This is a genomic window from Microcystis sp. 0824, assembly GCF_003112475.1.
In the GTDB taxonomy this organism is placed as follows: domain Bacteria; phylum Cyanobacteriota; class Cyanobacteriia; order Cyanobacteriales; family Microcystaceae; genus Microcystis; species Microcystis aeruginosa_C.
The window spans coordinates 1-17,349 of the sequence record NZ_BDSM01000021.1 but is presented as its reverse complement, the minus strand read 5'-3'; the positions used below and the strand labels follow the sequence as shown (position 1 = coordinate 17,349).

Sequence of the window (17,349 nt, the reverse complement as noted above, 5' to 3'; positions counted from 1 at the left end):
GTAGGCGCACGGATTTTCCATTATGAATATAATATCATGTCAAGGGGCTTTTGTCAAGAGAAAATTTTTCTGACCCGGAAGGAATTCAACCTAGATAAAAACTGAGGATCAGAGCCACTAAAAAAGTCATTAACAGGCATAAAATTCCGAAATAAAGGACGATTTTAGGACGGAAAGCTGATAAGAGGAGGATAAAAGCTTTAATATCAATGAGGGAAGCGACCAGTAAAAAAGCTAGAGTGGAACCCACGGACAGATTAGTAATTAAAGAACCGGGGACAAAAGTGCTAAGACTGGCATTAACAGCGAGGGTGAAACCAAAGAAAAACTGGACGAGAATTTGAGTAACGGGAGTATCCCCCCAGGCAATTAATTGACTCTGAGGTAATAATAGCTGAAAGACACTAGCGATTGCACAGCCTATAATTAATAATCCCCCTAATTCCAGTGCTTCATCGATAAAGTTATCGAGAAATAACTGCACAGAAATCGGCCAAGCTTGCCTATCTCTAGTTTTATACTCATAAACAAGACTGCCGACTCTTTGTAGGGGTTGACTGGCTGCTTCCTCTGATAAAAAACTACCGGAAAGAACTAAACTCGATTCTAGGGGAATTTCGCTATCGGTGCGGGGTTTTTCCCGATAGAAACTAAAGAGAGTTCCGATAAAAATTGCCATTAACCAGACCGAAAGCGATCGATAGAAGAAAATACTAGAATAGCTGAAAGTCTGCCAAGTTAGCCAAAGAGTCACGATATTTAGGGTAGGTGCAGCGGTGAGAAAGCTAAACACCACCCCTGGGGGTACTCCCTCTAACAAGAATCTTCTAGCGACGGGAATCGTGCCGTATTGTCCGACGGGTAGGATTAATCCGATGGCACTGCCAACGATCGCTCCTAACAGTCGATTACGGGGAAATATCGCCGCTAATCGCTGTTTATTGACGAAAACCAGCAAAAAACTGGAAACGGCTGTCCCCAAAAGTAAAAAGGGAAGCGAGGTCAAGACTAAACTAAGAAAAAAAGTAACAGCGATAGAAATTTGATTCATGAATAGGGTTCAAGATCGGAAGCTATCCTACAAAATAGCAGATTAAGTAAAAAGTAAAAAGAGCGGTTTTAGATGCAACAATAGGTTAGTTTGTTGAAATCAAAAATTAAAAAGAACGTAAAGCGATTAATTGTGCCTCAGCTTTATGAAGGGATTCTAACCATTCTTTTTCGGGATCACTATCGGCAACTATTCCCGCTCCCACCTGTCCCCAAACGGTGTTTAAATTCCCTTGATTAGTCATTAATAGGGTACGGATGAGAATATTCAAATCTAAATGACCCCGTAGGTCAATATAGCCACAGGAACCATAGAATAAATTGCGTCGCACCGGTTCCAATTCTTCGATAATTTCTAGACAGCGAACTTTCGGACAACCGGTAATTGTTCCCCCGGGGAAAAGAGCTTTAATTAAATCAATAGCATGATACTTTTTATCTAATTTTCCTTGAACATTACTGACCAAGTGCATAACATGACTATAACGCTCGATCGTCAGTAATTCATCCACATCAACCGATCCCCATTCACAAACTCTACCCAGATCATTACGTTCTAGATCCACTAGCATAATATGCTCGGCCCGTTCTTTTTTATTCGTTAATAGTTCCTCGGCCAATTGTCGATCGAGTGCCTCGGTTTTACCCCGGGGACGAGTTCCAGCGATCGGTCTAGTGCTGGCTATTCCCCTTTCTAATTTCACCAATCTTTCGGGAGAACAACTAATCATTTCTCCCCAAGGAGTGCGCCAATAACTGGCAAAAGGAGAAGGGTTAATCTGTTGTAAACTGCGATAAATTTGCCATCCTTTTGCCCTAGTTGTGCTTTGAAATCTTAGGGATAAATTTGCTTGAAAAATATCACCTTTTCTGATATAATCTAACGCTTTTTTAACAGCTTTTTCGTAGTCGAGTTGAGAAGTATAAAAGATTAAGGGAGAGGGATGAGGATCGATCAACTCAAAATCGGGGTTAGTGGTTAAAGATTGTTCGTATTTATCCAAATCTTCGGGTTTAGTGGCAGCTAACCAGAGAATTTGTGCTTGGTGATCGAGAAGGGCAAAACTATCCGGTTCATACCAATAAGCGACGGGAAAAGGGAGAGTATCAGCTTTCCTGTCGGGTAATTTTTCTATTTCCCAAGCTAAATCGTAGCCTAACCACCCCAACCAACCGCCATGGAAGGGAAGATGATCGGGAAGCACATCCGATCGAGTTTGGGGGAGTAAACTGCTTAAAAAGGGCAAAATCTCCCCTAGTGCGGGGGTCCAAAGCTGACGCGGGGAACCAGCACAAAGAGAGTAACGGGAGAGGGAATTACCTGGATAGGGACTTTCTAGTAAAGTAGCGATCGCATCTTGGGAGAATAAGCAGGCAAAAACCTCGGAACCAGTGCGCTGATGCAGAGGAAGCGATCGCCAATGCCATGCTAAAGGTTTTTGCATCTAATTGCGGGCCAAAATAGCTGGTAAATTGGGTATAACTAGGGTTTTGGTGTTAGTTGTGGGGAAGTTGCTCTTTCCTATCTGCTAACACCTATGATCTTAGTCCTAAATGTTTGCTGCCTCCCAATTATCCCCGATAATCGAGGTCAATTTCTTTAGAACCGCCGCGCTGTAATTGGCCTAATAATTCCCCTAACTGACTCCAAACCAAACCACCGATAAAGATAGTCATGGGGAGAGAGATAGCGTAGGCAACCCAACCATTGAGAATAAATATATCTAATCCAGAGGCAAGGAAAAGACAGATTCCGATACAAATACCGATAAAAGGAATTTGTAAGGCACTGGATTTTAAAAGATTTTGATCGTCTGAACCCTTGTTTTTATACCAATTGTTAACCACTTGCTTGAGACTAGCTTCAAAAGCGGCCCCGCAGGTAATACCGATAAACAAACCGGCAACAACCAGAAAATAGGGCGGTTGGGGAAGAAAATAATAATCCATAGAAAAAGTGATTAACCGATGTTGACCTTAAACACTTTAACGCGAACTGGTTTCTCCCGGAAGGACAGCGGCCACACCTTGGGCCGATAATTCCCGAAAAGCGCTCATGGCCACATCCAAGAGTCGTCGCGGTTGCAATTCTCCTTGAATTAAACCCCAGAGACGTTGCACTTCGGCGGTATGGATACGGTCATCTTCCGTTAAAGCTAATAGCAATTGACGACGCAGATAACGACCTTCTTCCGAGAGAAGAAAAGTGATGCCTAATTGCGCTGTGGGCAGTAAATCGAAGTTACTTTCCGAGCGAGCCATTGTAATCATGTTTTCTAAGCGTTGCCACTGGAATTTACCGTCTTTGAACAGCACATCCAGTAAACGCCGGCGCAGTTGGGGCGATTCCCCGGTCAGGAGACGTTTAGCGACGTAGGGATAGGCCACTTGGACGATTTTGAAGTTAGGATCGAGGGTGAGGGCTGCCCCTTCTTGGGTGACGAGGGAACGAATAATCAGGGCGAATTTGGCGGGAATCCGGAAGGGATACTCGTACATCAATTCGGAGAAATCATCAGTAATGGTGCGGAAATTGAAGTCACCGACCCTTTGACCGATGGCATTGCCTAAAACTCGTTCTAGGGCGGGAATAATTGGTTTTATATCCGTTTCTGGGGTTAAAAATCCCAGTTTGACAAAGTTGCTGGCTAGGTTTTCGTAGTCTTTGTTAATTAAATCGACGACGCAACTGGCGAGGGTTTCTTTAGTTTCCTCCTCTAACTGATCCATCATGCCAAAATCGATATAGGCCATGCGACCATCAAAGGTGGCGAAAAGATTACCCGGATGGGGATCAGCATGGAAAAAGCCGTGTTCGAGGAGTTGCTGTAATCCAGAGGTTACGCCGATTTTAACGATATTATTGGGGTCTAATCCTAAAGCTTTGATGTTCTCGGTATCGGTGAGTTTATAGCCATCAATCCATTCCAGGGTAAGGACGCGGCGACCACTATAACGCCAGTAGATACTGGGAACTTTAACTTCGGGGTTATTTTGGAAGTTGGTGGCGAATTTTTCAGCGTTGCGACCTTCGTTTTGATAGTCGATTTCCTCAAAGAGTTTGGTTCCGAATTCATCGACAATCAGGGTGAGGTCGTGGCCGAGATTGAGGGGTAATAAACGACCGAATTTTTGGGCAGCCCAGCGCATTAGGTATAAATCGAGGCTTAAAAGCGGCCGCAGCCCGGGCCGTTGCACTTTAACGGCTACTTCTTCACCGGTGGGGAGTATCGCTTTGTAAACCTGGCCTAAACTAGCGGCAGCCACAGGGGTGGGGGATATTTCTCGATAGGCTTTTTCTACGGACATTCCCAATTCTGTCTCGATAATGGCAAAGGCAATGTCGTTATCGAAGGGGGGAAGTTGGTCTTGTAGTTTAACTAATTCGTCTAAAAAGTCTTTGCGAACGAGGTCGGGACGGGTAGAGAGAGCTTGACCGACTTTGATGAAGGTGGGACCTAAACGGGTGAGAATTTGCCTAAGTTCGCTGGCACGCCTGTATTTATTGGCTTCTTCTTGCTTTGTCCATTTGTCCCAGAGGAGACTGAGCAGAAATAATCCTAAAGACCAAATAATCACGAAAGCGCGGCCGAACAATTGCCAAGATTTGTAACGGTATTGCTGAGCGATCGCTTCTGCACTGTAAGGAGTGAACTGTGTTTCTTCTCGTTTCCGGTCAGTTTGACTGTCTTGATTCCGACTCACAAGCTAATCTCTATATATCTTACGCCACTTGACATTCTATCTAAGTTCCTGACATCAGTATACAAAACTACACATTATTTAATAATTGTTATAATTCCCTGAGAAATCATAAGTATTTATAACTAGACTGCAGGGGTGAGTTGGGCAACCCTAACACCCCCAAGCGGATATTTAAGCAATTTCATCGGGATTAATGCCCAATTCTCGCAGCTTTTGGGCTAATTTTTCCGCTCGTTGTTGTTCTCTTTCTTTGGCTAATCTTTCCTGTCGGGCCGACTCTTGAGGGGTGGGAACCAATTCACCCGATTCGGTGAAATAGCGCAATTTATTAGCAAAAATTCCTAAATATAATCCTAGTTGCTTACTCCATAAATAACCGTTTTCATTAGGGGTAATCGGTTGGTATTGTCCCTCGATTAAAGTGAATCCTTGCCATTCTAAAGTATTGGGATCAAACAAAAAATACTCAGGAGTCCGGAAAGTATGCTGATATAGTTCCTTTTTGGCTTTTCTGTCCACATTAGCGGTGGAATCGGAGAGAATTTCGATGATTAGATTGGGATATTTACCCCCTTCTCCCCAGACGACCCAACTTTTCCTGGCACGTTTCTCTGTATCTAAAACTACGAAAAAATCTGGTCCACAAAAATCTCGCTGTTTCAGTTGTCTTTCGTTATAATAAATAGTCAAATTGCCCGAGGCATAGTAATCGTTTCTATCTTGCCAGAGCCAATCAAGACAAGATAATAATAAAATAATTTGTTGTAAATGCAGATCACTTTCCACGGGTGGTTCATCACTCCATAAATCGGTGGGAGGACAGACAATATCAGTAGCAATATCTAGGGTTGTCATCGTTTATAAACCCATTGAGTCAATTTGGGGTGATTCTAGCAACAAGCCACAATCAATACAATTATATTATAAGTCCGATCGTTTTGCTTGTATATAGGGTGTTAGGAGTCGGTTGGGGAAGTCAGAATATCATGACCTCAATCCTCTTGGTTGAAGGACTTATAAAAACCAGAGGAAAGCAATTAAAATAATAGTGAGAGTGGCGGCAAAAATGAGAGCGTATTCAATTTTTTGATTGATAATACCAATAACCATGACTAGGGTAATTGCCAGAAGAAACACACCGATATAGACTAGATCTTGAGTACCTGAATTAACTAAATTATTATTTAAAGTCGGTGGGGGTGTGGGAGTTTGTAGAATTGTTGATGAGAGACTAATCGTGGAGGTAATGAACATAAATATTTATGACTACCATAGAACTAATTTTATACAGTAAACCGGACTGTCATCTTTGCGAAGGGTTGCTAGAAAAACTAGAAAAAATCCGTCAACCGGAGTGGCAGTTAGAAATTAGGGACATTACCAGTCGAGAGGATTGGTTTAACGCTTATCAGTACGAAATCCCCGTCCTCTGTCAAAAACTAGCCACGGGGGAAAAAATCCTTCCTCGTCTTTCCCCCCGGGCAAATGCCGAACAATTAGCCCGTCTTTTAGCCAATAATTTAACCTAGGGGCTAATTACCCGGAGTAGGAATAATGACCGGACTCGGAGAGGGAGAAGACTGGGCGACCGGTTGCGGTTTGGCTGCGGGTTGAGTTTGATACCATTTAAAGTGTTGGTAGGCCGTGCGCGATATTTGTTGAATCAGAGTCCTAGCGTTACTATCATTGTGGGGACGTTTGACCATCACTGCCCCTAGATAGCGTTTGCCGTTGGGCATATCAATAATCCCCGCATCCCCTAACATAGAGCCAATATCACCGGTTTTATGGGCAATATCGGCGGCTTTCTCGATACCTTGCGGCAGCAGGGTGCGAGTGCGCGTTTCCTGCATAATATTCAATAGACGATCGCGAGAACGTAAACTGAGCAATTCCCCTTGATTAACTTTTCCTAAGATTGTCACCAAATCTCTCGGACTTGTGGTATTGGTTCCTTCCAAGTCTGGTAAAGGGTTATTAATTACCGTACTGGTCAAACCCCAAGCTTGAAAACGCTGATTAAGAGCCTTTTTGCCGCCCATGCGCTTGATTAACATATTAGTAGCGGTATTATCGCTAATTACGTTCATTTTAGTGGCGGTTTCTAGGGCAGTATAGGTTTTATTCACTCCTAGATACTGCATATCCCCGGATCCACTGGCCATGACATCCTTACTGGCCACAAGGGGTTCATCGAGACGAATTTTCCCTGCATCCACATCCTCAAAAAAGGCCACCAGAATGGGGATTTTAATCGTACTAGCGGCGGCAAAAATAGTATCTCCGCGAAAATTAGCGTAAGCACCGTTATCGAGGTCAATAAATAAAGCTCCCGCCTGTAATTTCGGATATTTGACCGCTAAAGCCTGTAATTTCTGGTTGAGGCTGCTGAGATTTTCGTTTAAAACTAACGTGGTCGGTTTTGGGGTGACGGGTTGGGGAGTCGGGGAATTAGTAGCGGTGGGTTTTGGGTGTAGGGGTAATTTGCTCGGATCCACCACCGTTAAAACCGTACCAGCGATCGCACCTAAACCGACACCAAGGATAGAGAAGCGAAGAACCTGAAGGAGAAAAGAAGCGATTAGGTTAGGTTTACGTTGTTTTTGCGACTTTTTAACTGGTACAGGCCTTTTTTTATTGTTTGAGTCCATGGCCTTAGGGGACCCAGGGCCGGATTGGACTTTAGTGGGACGACGAGTTACTTGACGAGTCACGGTTTTCCTCAAGGGTATCCAGATTTATTATCGATCGCTAGGAGAATTTTTTTTCTTGCCCTTGAGACTATCAAGACCGAGAAAAAGTTGCCCGATACTTTCAATATGACCGATAATGCCCCGCAGCAGGGCTAATTCCTCCACCGTGGGCCGGGCCCGATGATAAAATTGCCGGAATTTCTCCATCCTAGCGGCGGCGGTGTGGGGGTAAAGATAGCCAATTTTGAGCAAAAAGCTCTCCAAGTGCTGATAATAGCCTTCTAGAGCCTCAAAAGTGGCATTAGGGAGCGTTTCTACCGGGGGTTCGAGCCTATTTTCCGTCGCCATTTGATACAGTTCGTAGGAGCAAACCGCCACCGCTTGGGCGAGATTAAGGGAGGAATATTGAGGATTAGCGGGAATACCGACAAAACGCTGGGCGTGGTTCAGTTCGCTGTTACTTAAACCCCGGTCTTCTGGCCCGAAAATTAGGGCCGATTCCAGGTTAGGGGTGAGTAACCAGGGTAAGGCGGTCCGGGGTGTTTCGAGGGGAGTATTCAGGTGACGGGGTTTCGAGGTGGTGGCAATGATGCGATGACAACCCTGCAAAGCTTCCCCAAGGGTGGCTAACTGTGAACAGTTTTCTAGGACTTCAATTCCGTGTACTGCCATGCGTCGCGCTTCTTCTCCCAGGATATCACAGGCGGGATTGACGATAATTAAGCGACTTAAGCCCATATTCCGCATAATTCTGGCAGTGGAACCCACATTTAAGGCTCCGGCTGGTTCAACCAAAATAATTCTCAGGCGATCGAGTGGGGAACTCGGATTATTTTCATCTACACTCATAGATAAGGCGCAGTTTTTGACTTTTTAATTTTAATCATGGCACGTCAGATCTCGAAGTCCGATCTTCCCAGTAAAATTTGTCCCGTTTGCGGTTTATCCTTTACTTGGCGCAAAAAGTGGCAAAACTGTTGGCATGAGGTCAAATACTGTTCAGAACGTTGTCGTCGTCGCAAGTCCTCGGCCAATCAGTAAAAAGCCGAGAATTTTAACTATCAAATAGGCACTCTTGCAAAGGGCAATTTTTAGCTGGGGACTTAGATGGATAATTAATTTTGCTTAGGTACTCTATTAGCTTTTAATTTTACGGCTAATTTAGTAAGCTGATACTTGGCTAAATTAACTTTTTCTTAAGAGAATCTGAATGCACATTGCCTGGTTAGGAAAAAAATCTCCTTTTTGCGGTAACGTTACCTATGGGCGAGAAGTGACTAATTCCCTGCTCGATCGAGATTATCAAGTCAGTTTTCTGCATTTTTCCTCCGAAAAACCCACTGTCAGCGATTGGCCTGACTTTTACGACGAAATCACCCTGCCACGTCTCTATAGTTCCCAAGTCTATACTATTCCCACCCTGAAATCGAGTCGGGTTCTACAGGATAAACTCAGGGAACTGAAACCAGATTTAGTTCATGCGTCCTTACCCCTGTCTCCCCTCGATTTTCTACTACCAGAAATTTGTGAGTCTTTAGATTTGCCTCTGGTGGCGACTTTTCACCCGGCTTTTGATAGTAAAATTCGCAATATCATCTCCAGTACCCAATTATTAACCTACCAACTACACGCCCCTTTTTTAGCTAATTACGATAAAGTAATTATTTTTTCCACCTCTCAACGGGATTTTTTGGTTAAATTGGGAGTTCCGGAAGAAAAATTAGCAATTATTCCCAATGGGGTTGATATTAATAAGTATTCTCCAGGACTATCGAATATTAAAGCTCAATACAATGCGGATTGTTTATTTGTTTATCTCGGTCGGATCATGCCGGAGAAAAATGTAGAATCTTTATTGAAAGCTTGGAAAAAAACCAATTTAGGGGATAGATGCAAACTGCTCATTGTTGGCGATGGTCCGTTAACTCCTTCCCTTAAACCTTTTTATGGGGAAGAAGATGGTATTATCTGGTTAGGTTTTATCGGCGATGAAAATAAACGAATTGAAATTTTGCGCGGGGTTGACGGCTTTATTTTACCCTCCTTAGTGGAGGGTTTATCGATTTCCCTCTTGGAAGCGATGGCCTGCGGTGTTGCTTGTCTGGCCACGGATGTGGGTGCCGATGGGGAAGTGTTAAAAGGTGCGGGAATAGTTCTAGATACTAAAGGACTAATTACTCAATTAAAAACTCTCTTGCCTGTATTACGAGATCATCCCGAATTAACAACAATTTTAGGACAAAAAGCCCGACAAAGAGTTTTAGAATCTTATACTCTTAGCAAAAATATTGATCGCTTACAGTTAGTTTATCAAGAAGTGTTAGCCCAAAAACAATCTTCTCTTAGCTACTTTCACTAAGGAATTTATATGACGATTGCCCGGACAATTTGCTTGGGATTTATGGCGGTAATTTTAGCGGGAACTTCCCTGTTGATGTTGCCTGTTTCTACCACCAGCGGCACTTGGAATGACCCAATTGTTGCCCTCTTTACCTCCACTTCTGCCGTCTGTGTCACGGGTTTAGCAGTGGTAGATACGGGTACTTATTTTTCTTTTTGGGGTCAATTATTTATTGCTTTATTAGTGCAAGTGGGGGGGTTGGGATATATGACCACTACCACTTTTTTAATGTTATTAATTGGGCGAAAATTTGACCTGAGACAGAAGTTAGCGATTCAAGAATCCTTCGATCGACCTTTCCTACAAGGTAGTCAAAGTTTAATGAAATCAGTGATTGCTACTACTCTAGTTTTTGAGTTAACAGCAACTTTTATTATGTTAACTGTCTTCGCCCAAAAGTATGATTTTAGATATGCAGTGTGGTTATCTTTATTCCATAGTATTAGTGCTTGGAATAATGCGGGTTTTGGCTTGTTTAAAGATAACTTAATGTCCTATCAGTCTTCAATTATTATTAACTTATCTATCACAGGATTGATCATTTTTGGAGGTATCGGTTATCAGGTAATTATCGAGTTTTACACTTGGTTTATTCACCGCTTTCAATATAAACGAAAAGGCTTTGTTTTTTCCCTTAACTATAAAGTTGCTATCAGCACAACTATATTTTTATTAGTGATAGGAACCTTAGCTTTTTTACTTACTGAACAGGGAAATACTGACACTTTGGCTAATTTATCAATTAAAGATAAATTGCTGGCCGCTTGGTTCCAATCGGTAACATCGAGAACAGCAGGATTTAATACTATTGATATTGGTAAAATTTCCGTAGAAGGTTTATCAATTACCATGGCTTTGATGTTTATTGGTGCCAGTCCTAGCGGTACAGGGGGAGGTATTAAAACCACAACTTTTAGGATTTTATATAACTGTACCCGCTCGGTTTTACGGGGACATGAAGAAGTTAATCTCTATCAAAGACGCATTCCCATGCCGTTAATTTTAAAGTCAATGGCGGTGGTTTTTGGTTCGGTTATAGCGATTATTATCTCCACCCTAGCTATCTCATTTGTGGAGACAGATTTTCAAATGATTCAGCTGTTTTTTGAGGTAGTTTCTGCCTTTGGAACTGTCGGACTATCCATGGGGATAACCGCCGCTTTATCGCCGATTTCTAAGTTAATTATTGTTTTTATGATGTATCTGGGACGGGTGGGAGTTATACTTTTAATAGCGGCTATTATCGGCGATCCGAAACCAACAGTTATTAATTACCCCGAAGAAAACCTTTTAGTGGGATAATTAATATCAGTTATCAGTTACCGGCACTTATTGACACTAGCATTTTAAATGCCTAACAGTTTAACTTCTTATGCAATCAATTAAATTTTTTAGTAGTATGCGTCCCCAAAATCGTCAATTTGCCGTCATCGGATTAGGCAGATTTGGGCGTGCCGTTTGTGAAACCTTACGCAAACAAGGTTATCAAGTGGTAGGGACAGATATTGACGAAGGATTAGTGGCACAAGCGTTATCCGATCGAATAGTAGATAATGCGATCGAGCTTGATTCTACCAAACCTAACGCCCTGCGAGAAGCGGGAATTTTTGAAACCGATACGGTGATTGTCGCTATTGGTAAATACGTGGAAGAAAGTATCATTACTACTCTCAATTGTAAGGAAGCGGGGGTTAATTTTGTCGCCGCTAAAGCCTCCACAGAAATCCATGGAAAATTACTCAAAAAAGTTGGCGCAGATTTAGTAGTTTTTCCCGAATACGATGCTGGTTGTGAGTTAGCGCACCGTTTAACCAGACCATCAATTTTAGAACGATTTGATCTCGATCCCGAACATAGTATTGTCGAGTTAAAAGTCCCGGAGGCTTTTCACGGTAAAACCCTAGCAGAGTTAGAAATTCGTAATCGTTATGGGTTAAATATTGTCGCTGTCGGTAATGCGGAAAAATTCAAGATTAACCCCAATCCCCAAGAAAGATTACACAAGGATTTAGCCATGGTGGTAATTGGTTCTAACCGAGATATTCAGCGTTTACCGATGTAAAATTTAGTCAAATATTTGCTCTACTTAGTTTCTAATCATCTTTTTAGGTAGGAGAATTGTCAGAGCCTTTCTCTTGCCTTTTGCCTATTGCCTCTTGCCTTCAGAAACTGATAACTGATAACTGATAACTGATTAATTTCCTCGCCAAAAGATAATCGAATTATTGAGAGGTTGGATGGTGGTGCCGGGATAATAGAAAGCGAGAATTTGTTCAGGAGACCAACCCAAACGGGCTAAATTATAGGAACCAAATTGACTTAATCCTACCCCGTGGCCGAAACCGCCACCAATAAAGTTATAACCCTGGATCTGTCGATTGGTATCGTAGATAGGATCGATGTAGAATAGGGTACTGCGAGGCGGTCCTAAGGCACTACGCACCTCATTTTTATGCAGTTCCAAAATCCCCTTATCGGTTTGAATAGTCATAGTCAGAATCCGACCGGAAGGAGAGCGTTTAGTCACTTCCATCCATTGGATTTTCTGGAAGTCGGCAAGGGGATGTTTTCTGCGTGTTAAATAGGTTTCTAGGTCTTGACTCAAATCAGCTAAAGAAGCTTGTTTTTGCCAGCGAAAAACCCGTCGTCCCGTCTCATTAAAACCATCTTTAAGATTAATAAACTGGCGAAAAGTTGTCTCATTAGCGAGAGATTGTTTCGACAGATCCCAAACTCGATTAGGGGAGTCCACCACTGCCCGGAGATAAGGTCTTTCTTCCCCATCCCACACATCACTAAAGAGGGCAGTTACCCCGCCGGTGGTGGAGGAATAAAGGGCATCCACTAACTCATTTTGGTAGGTTAAAACTAGGCCTCGCGTGGCCGTGATCGCTTGATCAGCCCGGGGATTAGTTCCCGTCAATCCATAATAAACTTGACAATGGGTATCGGCACAGAGTTCGTAATTATCGGCTTGAAAACGGCGCAGATTGCGGAGGGCGTAGGTGCGGGCGATAATAGTTTGCGCCCGGGTGGCACTTTCCGGGGCATCATGACCGATTTCGTGGGGTACAACCCCGCGCAGGTAGGTTTCGAGGGGAACGTTATTAACTAGAGTAAAAGTGCCGTAGGCGTTGGGCTGTAGGCCCATGGTTCCCCCGTACAAACGCACCTGATTGGGGCTATGAGTAACTTGAATCAGGTTTTTTTGGCTCTCGATTTCTAATTCTTTGGGAAAATAGCGCACCCCGTTGATCTGGAAAGAAACTTGCGGCTTTTCTTTGAGTAAAACACTATTAATATAGGGTTGATTGTGGCCTTTGGTTTGCAAACTGGTCAGCAACCAACGTCGCACTAGGGGATTTTCATAAACTTCTCGCTTTGCCCAAACCTGCCAGCGTCCGGGTTGGGTAATTTCTACTTTAATGCCCATTTTTGCCCAATTTTTGGCGCTATTTTCGGCGGTTTCAAAAGTGGCGTGGTCGCTCAAAATGACTTTTTCTTGGAGGATGGGAGAAGCGAGGGGACGGGGAATAACTTCTAATTGTAGGCGATTGGTTTGCAGAGTTTGGGATTGGCCATCTTCTCCCACCACGCGCAGGGTGAGATTATCACCACTTGTACTGCTCAGGGTTAATTTTTCCTTGGCTTCATCGCCAAAACGTTGGACAATGCCCACTCTCAGAAGCACATCCTTGGCCATAGCGGCAGGAATTAGGGTTAAACTGAGCAACATCGCCGCAGTTATGGAACCGATGCTAATTATTGGTTTTTTTTCCTTGATTTTTAGCATAAAGTCAAGTATCTGTTAATAAGTTTTCATAAAATTTGAGGATATTCAGAAATTATAGCAGCAAGCTATCAGCTTTTTAGCCATCAGACTTCGGCGTGAGCTTTTGTCGAACGCTTTTTGTTCCCCACTTCCCACTGATAACTGATTACTGCTCACTGAAAAGTCTCCCCACTTGCCAATTCATAATTCATAATTCATAATTCATAATTCCCATCTAACTTCCCCCATCGCTGATAATGCGTAAACGTACCATTTTTTGTCCACCTTCATCCAGTTCTACTTCGATCACTTCACTGGTTAAACTTTCCAAACAGGTTAACATCGAGCGCAGATGGGGATTACTTGCTCCCGTATCCACATAGAGGCGATCGGACAAACTACCCAAACGTTTCCAAGTAGTATAAAGTTTAGCCACGGCCTGCTCTAATTGTGTGGCTTGTTTAACCAGATCCGCCGCCGTATTTAGACAATCGACGCGCAAAGCTTCTTCTAGAGCCATTTCGATATCTAAATTACCCCGTCGGAGAGTTTGTACTTGGGCCGCCGCATCGAGATATTTAGCTAAACTGCGTGCTTCCGAGGTGATTAGTTTTACCGTGTCCACATCGGGATTAGCGGCGATTTCTTGACGGAGAGTGTCGATATGAGTATCGGGTAACTTTTCTAATTCTTTCACTAGGGGAGCGAGATGACGCGCCGGTAAACTACCATCGCTGGCCTTTTCCTTCACCTCATCGGGTAGTAAATCTGAACTCATCGCCGTCCATTCATCGGCCAATTGCTTCACCTCCCGACGGGTAATTCTCTCCCCTTGTCGGGCCGCATCACTGACTAATTTTTGAATTTCGGGGGCAGATTTGGCCGTTTCTACGAAGGCGCGTTTACTAAAATTATTGATACTATCGGGATCCAGTTGTCCTTCTGCCAGGAGAGTATCGGCACTATTAGCCAATTGAATCAGAGCATAAGCTTGACTTTTAGTGATTTCTCGCTGTTTTAACCAGTTTAAAAAGCCTGTACCGCGACTATCACCGCCTTGCTTCTCCCGGTCGCGAATAGCTCGTAAAATTCGCCCCCGCCAGATTTCCGTTTGCAAATCAAAGCGATCGCAGACTTTCCAAAAAGAATCCAGTTGCTGCTGAAAATCATGATCTTGGATGGTTTCATCTTCGGGATCCGGCAGTTGAAAGTTAAACTCTAGAGGCGTTTCAAAGGCATCAATGATCGCGGAGGTGTCGGAGGGGAACGTGGCAGCATCAACCATATATGATAGACTCGGCAGTTAATCAGGCATTTTATCTTAACTCGCTCTGGCAACCCCCGACAAGCCGATCAATCATCAGCCACAGTTAATACTAAATCCTGTTGAAAAGGTATAGGAGAGTGGGAAGAAGTGGGAATTATGAATTAGGGATTGGGGGGACTAGGACTGGTGACAGGTGCGGAAGGTGTCGTCCCGGTCGTGGGACTAGGAGCGGTGACAGGTGCGGAAGGTGTCTTCACTGGACTAGGAGCGGTGACAGGTGCGGAAGGTGTCTTCACTGGACTAGGAGCGGTGACAGGTGCGGGGGGTGTCTTCACTGGAGTGGGACTGGTGACAGGTGCGGGAGAAATCGATGGATTGGAAGCGGGATCACGACTCAGGAATTGCCAAGCGATCGCAGCAAGCAAACCGAGAACACCGACAGCGATCGCTACCACAACTAGGGGTGAAACGGTAGTGGGTGCGGGTGGGGGGGGAGAAGTAGGACTAGGAACCGAAGAAGATGCGGGGGGGGGAGTGGGTATTGCCGTCACCACTTCTTCCCCGGGGTAGGTGTCCCCGCTGTGATCAAAATCTTGGTCATCAAGATCGGGAATAATTCGTTCTTTGGCCTGAGCATAAACTAAAGGCCTGACAGTTTCAGCCGCAGCAACTACCCGACAATAAACTAGGGCGATGGTGGAGTTATCGTGACCGTTTTTCTGGTTAGCTAGTTGTAATAAACTTTCCCCCACGGCCGTCACGGTTTTCTCTCCTTGCAAAAGAGGCAGAATTTCAATGTCCCAGTATTGTTCTACCCGATCATAATCACTTAAACCATCGGAACAGAGGAGAAAAACACAATCTTGATCAACAATCAATCTCTGAACCGTGGGATGGAGATTTTTGGCGCTACTCATCCCCAAAGCTTGCACCAAAGCCCCCGCGTTGGGATACTGTATGGCATCACGATAGAGGAGATAGCCTAATTTCACTTCCCGGTCAGCGAGATCATCATCTACCGTCACTTGATGACAACTGTGGGTAGTAATCCAATAGATGCGGGAATCCCCCACATGGGCCGCGTACATTTCTTGGGCCAGGCCAAAGGCCATGACTAGAGTAGTACCCATACGCCGACGATCTTGTCTCAACTCCTGATCATTGCGTTGACTGATCAGATCATTGATGACACGAATCGCCTGTTCGATGGCAAGACTGTGACTATCGGGATAGACTTCCATATCAGTGGTGGGACTGCGATTAATTTCCCTAGGCAGGGTTTCGATCGCCAATTGAGCAGCGATTTCGCCCCCTTCTTGACCGCCGATGCCATCACAGACAATCGCCAGGGGATTTTGACCATTAGACAGGGTTAGGGCCTGATTAGCTGGGGGATAACAGGCATCCTCGTTGTGTTCCCGCAGCGGACCGGTATCGGTGCAGGTAAAAATCTCATAGCTGCGCTCTTGACCTCCACCGTAGTGCTGTAGTGCATAATCGAGGACAGTGATCAGGGACTCTGGGCGATCGAGATCACCGGATTCTAGCTCTTGGGTCAGGGATGCGAGAAAATCTTGAATATTAGTGGCTGCCGTCGGGATCAGACCGGTCCACAAAGCTCCTAAATCTTTTAAATTGGGGGCGGTGGCCTCGTCTTTGCTTAATTCTAGCAATTGCAGCAGCTGATTATTCACTCTCGTCAGAGAAGGGTTGAGCAGACTAGAGACTACAGCCTTTCTCTGAAGGGGATGCCAGAGTTTGGCCATTTGCCATAACCAGTGAATTTGTCTTAAATCGGAAGCTTGCGACCAAACCTCGGCTAGAGTGGGCAATAGTTCTGGATATATTAATTCTCCCGTTTCATCGAGGGGAATAGTGCCGTATTCCAACAGCCAGATGTCCATATTTAAGCGTTCATCGGGACTGGGAATATAGCCATAGACTTGGGGAATGTGCAGACGGAAGGGTAACAATTTTAGGTAGAGGGAAACCCAGCTAGGCGGTTCGTCCGGCGCTTGGGGTGCTTGAGCGGGTTTAGTATCAAGAACAATTTGTGGTTGTTTGACCAAATAACGATTATCAATTAGCTGGCCAACACGATAATAGGTTCTCACCCAATCACCCATCATCCATAAATAGCGCTTAACTAAAGGAGTGCCGCATTTTTCACAGAATCTATTAGTGAGAGCGTTCGGGGATAGACAGGTTAGGTTTTGACATTGGAGGGTGATCACGGAGTCCATGAAAACTGCTTACTCCTAAAGAGCGATTAGTATAGGTTAATAAAATAGCGTGTTTCTACCCACGTTGACTGCCAGTGTATTGCAGTATTTCCCAAATTTTAACCTTTCTGGCTCGATCGACAATAATTAGGGTTTGCGGCAAAAAGTTTTTCCTGGGTGTGGGGTGTGGGGTGTAGGGTGTGGGGTGTGGGGTGTAGGGTGTGGGGTGTGGGGTGTAG

The 17,349-nt window shown here is 44.3% G+C and carries 16 protein-coding genes; 5 read left to right on the top strand and 11 right to left on the bottom strand.

Annotated features, from left to right (window positions below; translation table 11 throughout):
• Nucleotides 1-85: 85 nt before the first annotated feature.
• From N0824_RS07770 to N0824_RS07745, 6 genes are all read right to left on the bottom strand, one after another.
• The gene (locus N0824_RS07770; RefSeq protein WP_108936349.1) at nt 86-1,051 is read right to left on the bottom strand and encodes a permease; all 966 of its coding nucleotides are present in this window, start codon (nt 1,049-1,051) and stop codon (nt 86-88) included.
• A gap of 106 nt (nt 1,052-1,157) precedes the next feature.
• Nucleotides 1,158-2,495, bottom strand: coding sequence for an anthranilate synthase component I (locus N0824_RS07765; protein WP_108936348.1), 1,338 nt, complete (start codon nt 2,493-2,495; stop codon nt 1,158-1,160).
• 127 nt (nt 2,496-2,622) lie between these two features.
• Entirely contained in the window at nt 2,623-3,000 is a 378-nt protein-coding gene (locus tag N0824_RS07760; protein ID WP_002781573.1) for a hypothetical protein, read from the bottom strand.
• Nucleotides 3,001-3,036: 36 nt separating this feature from the next.
• Entirely contained in the window at nt 3,037-4,755 is a 1,719-nt protein-coding gene (locus N0824_RS07755; protein WP_108936347.1) for an AarF/ABC1/UbiB kinase family protein, read from the bottom strand.
• A 171-nt stretch (nt 4,756-4,926) separates the two neighbouring features.
• Nucleotides 4,927-5,610, bottom strand: a complete 684-nt coding sequence (locus N0824_RS07750; RefSeq protein ID WP_108936346.1) for a Uma2 family endonuclease — start codon at nt 5,608-5,610, stop codon at nt 4,927-4,929.
• A 159-nt stretch (nt 5,611-5,769) separates the two neighbouring features.
• A complete protein-coding gene (locus tag N0824_RS07745) occupies nt 5,770-6,009 on the bottom strand; it encodes a hypothetical protein (RefSeq protein WP_046662437.1) in 240 nt (79 codons plus the stop codon).
• Between the two features lie 8 nt (nt 6,010-6,017).
• On the opposite strand from N0824_RS07745, the gene N0824_RS07740 reads away from it, so the two are divergent.
• Nucleotides 6,018-6,284 (top strand): glutaredoxin family protein, encoded by a 267-nt coding sequence (locus N0824_RS07740; RefSeq protein ID WP_002750529.1) that lies wholly within the window; start codon nt 6,018-6,020, stop codon nt 6,282-6,284.
• Nucleotides 6,285-6,287: 3 nt separating this feature from the next.
• Here the strand turns inward: N0824_RS07740 and N0824_RS07735 are convergent, their stop codons facing one another.
• A complete protein-coding gene (locus N0824_RS07735) occupies nt 6,288-7,469 on the bottom strand; it encodes a serine hydrolase (RefSeq protein WP_108936345.1) in 1,182 nt (393 codons plus the stop codon).
• Between the two features lie 27 nt (nt 7,470-7,496).
• Nucleotides 7,497-8,297: an RNA methyltransferase gene (locus tag N0824_RS07730; RefSeq protein ID WP_108936344.1), complete on the bottom strand. Its 801-nt coding sequence runs from the start codon at nt 8,295-8,297 to the stop codon at nt 7,497-7,499.
• A 36-nt stretch (nt 8,298-8,333) separates the two neighbouring features.
• Here N0824_RS07730 and N0824_RS07725 point away from each other — a divergent pair, with 36 nt between their 5' ends.
• The 4 genes from N0824_RS07725 to N0824_RS07710 all read left to right on the top strand — a co-directional run bounded on the left by N0824_RS07725 (nt 8,334) and on the right by N0824_RS07710 (nt 11,911).
• Nucleotides 8,334-8,489 carry a DUF2256 domain-containing protein gene (locus N0824_RS07725; protein WP_071846465.1) on the top strand — a complete coding sequence of 52 codons (156 nt, stop codon included), beginning with the start codon at nt 8,334-8,336 and terminating at the stop codon, nt 8,487-8,489.
• Nucleotides 8,490-8,658: 169 nt separating this feature from the next.
• Nucleotides 8,659-9,807, top strand: a complete 1,149-nt coding sequence (locus N0824_RS07720) for a glycosyltransferase family 4 protein (RefSeq protein ID WP_108936343.1) — start codon at nt 8,659-8,661, stop codon at nt 9,805-9,807.
• A gap of 9 nt (nt 9,808-9,816) precedes the next feature.
• Nucleotides 9,817-11,151 (top strand): TrkH family potassium uptake protein, encoded by a 1,335-nt coding sequence (locus N0824_RS07715; protein ID WP_108936342.1) that lies wholly within the window; start codon nt 9,817-9,819, stop codon nt 11,149-11,151.
• 70 nt (nt 11,152-11,221) lie between these two features.
• The gene (locus N0824_RS07710; protein WP_002732601.1) at nt 11,222-11,911 is read left to right on the top strand and encodes a TrkA family potassium uptake protein; all 690 of its coding nucleotides are present in this window, start codon (nt 11,222-11,224) and stop codon (nt 11,909-11,911) included.
• A gap of 132 nt (nt 11,912-12,043) precedes the next feature.
• On the opposite strand, the gene N0824_RS07705 is transcribed toward N0824_RS07710, so the two are convergent.
• The 3 genes from N0824_RS07705 to N0824_RS07695 all read right to left on the bottom strand — a co-directional run bounded on the left by N0824_RS07705 (nt 12,044) and on the right by N0824_RS07695 (nt 17,131).
• Nucleotides 12,044-13,642, bottom strand: coding sequence for a SpoIID/LytB domain-containing protein (locus tag N0824_RS07705; RefSeq protein WP_108936341.1), 1,599 nt, complete (start codon nt 13,640-13,642; stop codon nt 12,044-12,046).
• Between the two features lie 214 nt (nt 13,643-13,856).
• Nucleotides 13,857-14,906, bottom strand: coding sequence for a hypothetical protein (locus N0824_RS07700; RefSeq protein WP_002765465.1), 1,050 nt, complete (start codon nt 14,904-14,906; stop codon nt 13,857-13,859).
• Between the two features lie 143 nt (nt 14,907-15,049).
• On the bottom strand, nt 15,050-17,131 hold the full coding sequence (locus N0824_RS07695) for a PP2C family serine/threonine-protein phosphatase (RefSeq protein WP_108936340.1): 2,082 nt from the start codon (nt 17,129-17,131) through the stop codon (nt 15,050-15,052).
• Nucleotides 17,132-17,349 lie beyond the last annotated feature (218 nt).

Excerpts from the sequence above, each read along its gene's own strand:
- N0824_RS07770 (WP_108936349.1), bottom strand. The coding sequence starts at position 1,051 with ATGAATCAAATTTCTATCGCTGTTACTTTTTTTCTTAGTTTAGTCTTG.
- N0824_RS07765 (WP_108936348.1), bottom strand. The coding sequence starts at position 2,495 with ATGCAAAAACCTTTAGCATGGCATTGGCGATCGCTTCCTCTGCATCAG.
- N0824_RS07760 (WP_002781573.1), bottom strand. The coding sequence starts at position 3,000 with ATGGATTATTATTTTCTTCCCCAACCGCCCTATTTTCTGGTTGTTGCC.
- N0824_RS07750 (WP_108936346.1), bottom strand. The coding sequence starts at position 5,610 with ATGACAACCCTAGATATTGCTACTGATATTGTCTGTCCTCCCACCGAT.
- N0824_RS07745 (WP_046662437.1), bottom strand. The coding sequence starts at position 6,009 with ATGTTCATTACCTCCACGATTAGTCTCTCATCAACAATTCTACAAACT.
- N0824_RS07740 (WP_002750529.1), top strand. The coding sequence starts at position 6,018 with ATGACTACCATAGAACTAATTTTATACAGTAAACCGGACTGTCATCTT.
- N0824_RS07730 (WP_108936344.1), bottom strand. The coding sequence starts at position 8,297 with ATGAGTGTAGATGAAAATAATCCGAGTTCCCCACTCGATCGCCTGAGA.
- N0824_RS07725 (WP_071846465.1), top strand. The coding sequence starts at position 8,334 with ATGGCACGTCAGATCTCGAAGTCCGATCTTCCCAGTAAAATTTGTCCC.
- N0824_RS07720 (WP_108936343.1), top strand. The coding sequence starts at position 8,659 with ATGCACATTGCCTGGTTAGGAAAAAAATCTCCTTTTTGCGGTAACGTT.
- N0824_RS07715 (WP_108936342.1), top strand. The coding sequence starts at position 9,817 with ATGACGATTGCCCGGACAATTTGCTTGGGATTTATGGCGGTAATTTTA.
- N0824_RS07710 (WP_002732601.1), top strand. The coding sequence starts at position 11,222 with ATGCAATCAATTAAATTTTTTAGTAGTATGCGTCCCCAAAATCGTCAA.
- N0824_RS07705 (WP_108936341.1), bottom strand. The coding sequence starts at position 13,642 with ATGCTAAAAATCAAGGAAAAAAAACCAATAATTAGCATCGGTTCCATA.
- N0824_RS07700 (WP_002765465.1), bottom strand. The coding sequence starts at position 14,906 with ATGGTTGATGCTGCCACGTTCCCCTCCGACACCTCCGCGATCATTGAT.
- N0824_RS07695 (WP_108936340.1), bottom strand. The coding sequence starts at position 17,131 with ATGGACTCCGTGATCACCCTCCAATGTCAAAACCTAACCTGTCTATCC.